Below are 2,660 nucleotides of genomic sequence, written 5' to 3' on the forward strand. Positions count from 1 at the left end.
TGGTGGCCCGACTGCATGCACTGGTGCGCCGCGCCAGTGGCCGCAGCAGCGACCTTGTCGAACACGGCAGCCTGACCTTCAGTGCCTCCAGCGCCGAGGTTCGACTGCATGGCGTGCGCGTCGAGCTTTCTCGACGCGAGCTCGCGTTGTTGCGCGCGCTGCTGCAACACCCGGGCTGCATTCTGAGTCTGGAGCAACTCCAGTCCAGTCTGTACGGCTTTGAGACCGACGTGGAAAGCAACGCCGTGAACGTGCACATCCACCACCTGCGCCGAAAACTCGGCCCTGCGATCGTCGAGACGGTACGCGGTTTGGGCTACCGATTGGGCGAGGCCGGTTCTGCTGTTGAGGAAAAGCGATGACGCTGCGCCTGCGGCTGGTCGCCATCATCGGGTTCTCGCTGACGCTGCTGTGGAGCGTCGTCGCGGTGTGGATGTTCTTGGATGTGCGTGAGCAACTGCGAAGCGCTCTCGACGAGCGGCTGGCGGCCTCGGCGCGCATGGTGGCTGGGTTGGTCGCGCGCCTTCCAGCCGAACGCCTGCAGCTCAACGGGCCGCCCGTGTTGCCGCTCGATGTGATCGCGCGCGACGGTCTGGCGTGCGAGGTCAGCCTGGTTCGCAGCGAGGTTGCGATCCAGCCGATCGCGCGGACCGCCACCAGCCCCGGGTTGGAGGGTGCAGCTTTGGGCTACAGCACCTCCGTCTACGGCGGCAAACCCTGGCGCACTTACGTGCTGCAAGTCGGCGAGGTGCGCATTGCCACCGCCGACCGCATGGATGCACGCGAAGGCCTGCTGCGCGAAATTGCGCTCTCCGCGGCGGCACCGTTTGCCATCGCGATGGCGGTCAGCCTGGTGCTGCTGTGGATCGGTGTCGGGCGGGGCCTCGCGCCGATCGAACAGGTGCGCACCTTGTTGCTGAATCGGAGCGCGGATGCCGACGCACCGCTGCCGGCCATCGACGCGCCACCCGAGCTACAGCCGCTGATCGACACCATCGCACACCTGCTGGTGCGCGTGCAGGACGCGATCGAGCGCGAGCGGCGGTTCACCGACGACGCAGCACACGAACTGCGAACGCCACTGACCGCCATCAAGACGCATCTGCAGGTGCTGCGCCTGGCGTGCGGAGAATCTGGATTGCATGGCGCCGCGGGCGAGGCGCTGGCCAATGCGCAGCAAGGTGTGGCGCGGCTGCATCGCACGCTCGAGCAACTGTTGTTGCTGGCGCGGATCGAAGGAACGGTGAAGCCCGAGCATGCGCTGCGGGTCGATGCGCTGCATGCAGCGCAGCAGGCGATCGACGATGCGTCGGCCGTCGCCCCACAGGTCGGTGCGGCCAGCGTCCGGTGCGTTGAGTTGCAGGCCACGACAAACGCAGCATCGCTGGCAATGCCCGAGGCGTTGCTGGTTTCGGCTTTGCGCAACCTGCTCGACAACGCGTTGCGACATTCGCTCAGACCGGGCTCGGTCGTGCTGCGGATCGAACGGCTGCCAGGCCATGTGGCGTTCCGCGTCCTCGACGAAGGCCCAGGCATGAGCGCTGCCGAAGTTGCACAAGCGGCGCAGCGGTTCTGGCGACGCGGCAGCGGCAATGTGGATGGCGATACCGGCAGCGGCTTGGGCCTTTCCATTGTCGATGCCATCGCGAGGCGCTATGGCGGCGAGTTGCACCTGGAGCCGCGCCGGGTCGCGGGCATGGAAGCCCGGCTGAGCTTTCCGGCTGAAGAGTGAAGCGGACGGCGTTGCCGATGCAGCGACCCAAACGCATTGTCCAGTCATGGGCAGGAACCAATTGACGGCAAGCCATTCCGACAACGTCATGATCGCCATTCCGGCGAATGTGAAATGCTGGTCGACGACCAAAGAGGAGAAACACGATGTACGGATTCAACGCAACACTTGGACTTCCGTTCGATGAAGCCATTGAGCGCGTCCTGGCTGCCCTCAAACTGGAGGGCTTTGGTGTGCTCAGCGATATCGACGTGCAGCGCGCGATGAAGGAGAAGCTAGGCGTCGACATGCCGCCTTATCGCATCCTGGGTGCCTGCAACCCAACGCTGGCACACAAGGCCTTGCAGGCAGAGCCCGATATCGGCTTGCTCCTGCCCTGCAACGTGGTTGTCCGCCAGGAAACTGAAAGCCACGTCACGGTGGCGTTCATCGACCCACTGGTGATGATGGGGATGGTCGACAAGCCTGAGGTGCAGGCTGTTGCAAAGGATGCTGAGCAGCGACTGCGTCGGATTTGCGATGGTCTGATTCATTGAGAGAGATAGACCTTGTCAACCCGGCAAGCCAACTGGGGTTGACACACCAATTCAAGTGGCAGAGGGCTATATCGGCTTAGTCAGAAGTCGATAGGCGCCACGACGACCTTGGCCTGGCGGCGCGAAATGGCGCGGTTGTGCGTAGAGCTCTTCCTGCGCCTTGGTGTCGCGCGCCATGTCAGAGCCGGCGGTGGGCATGAAAGGCCCAATCGATCTCTTTGGCGATGGCCTTGGCCGCAGCAGTCTTGCCAGTGCCTGGAGCACCGTAAAACAGTACGCCGGTGGGCATGGTGCCGCCGTGGCTCTCGGTGTGCACGGGGTCGGCCATTCGGCCAATGAGTCGGACCTGATTTATTCAGATTGACGCAAAGGCCAAGCGATGGGCTGAGCTG

General features: G+C 64.1%; 4 protein-coding genes. 3 read left to right on the top strand and 1 reads right to left on the bottom strand.

Annotation, left to right across the window (positions count from 1 at the left end):
* The 3 genes from IV113_RS15680 to IV113_RS15690 form a co-directional block, all read left to right on the top strand.
* A partial coding sequence (locus tag IV113_RS15680; protein WP_291086783.1) for a winged helix-turn-helix domain-containing protein occupies nucleotides 1-362 on the top strand: 362 nt, incomplete at its 5' end.
* On the top strand, nucleotides 359-1,732 hold the full coding sequence (locus IV113_RS15685; protein ID WP_291086785.1) for an ATP-binding protein: 1,374 nt from the start codon (nucleotides 359-361) through the stop codon (nucleotides 1,730-1,732). The genes IV113_RS15680 and IV113_RS15685, both read left to right, overlap by 4 nt.
* Before the next feature lie 146 nt (nucleotides 1,733-1,878).
* Nucleotides 1,879-2,268, top strand: a complete 390-nt coding sequence (locus IV113_RS15690; protein WP_291086786.1) for a DUF302 domain-containing protein — start codon at nucleotides 1,879-1,881, stop codon at nucleotides 2,266-2,268.
* 178 nt (nucleotides 2,269-2,446) lie between these two features.
* Here the strand turns inward: IV113_RS15690 and IV113_RS15695 are convergent, their stop codons facing one another.
* Entirely contained in the window at nucleotides 2,447-2,596 is a 150-nt protein-coding gene (locus IV113_RS15695) for an AAA family ATPase (protein ID WP_291086787.1), read from the bottom strand.
* Nucleotides 2,597-2,660: the final 64 nt, after the last annotated feature.

The organism is Hydrogenophaga sp., assembly GCF_018780385.1.
In the GTDB taxonomy this organism is placed as follows: domain Bacteria; phylum Pseudomonadota; class Gammaproteobacteria; order Burkholderiales; family Burkholderiaceae_C; genus Hydrogenophaga.

Bases quoted from the DNA above. Each gene is read 5' to 3' on its own strand.
- IV113_RS15690 (WP_291086786.1), top strand. From the start codon at position 1,879: ATGTACGGATTCAACGCAACACTTGGACTTCCGTTCGATGAAGCCATT.
- IV113_RS15685 (WP_291086785.1), top strand. From the start codon at position 359: ATGACGCTGCGCCTGCGGCTGGTCGCCATCATCGGGTTCTCGCTGACG.
- IV113_RS15695 (WP_291086787.1), bottom strand. From the start codon at position 2,596: ATGGCCGACCCCGTGCACACCGAGAGCCACGGCGGCACCATGCCCACC.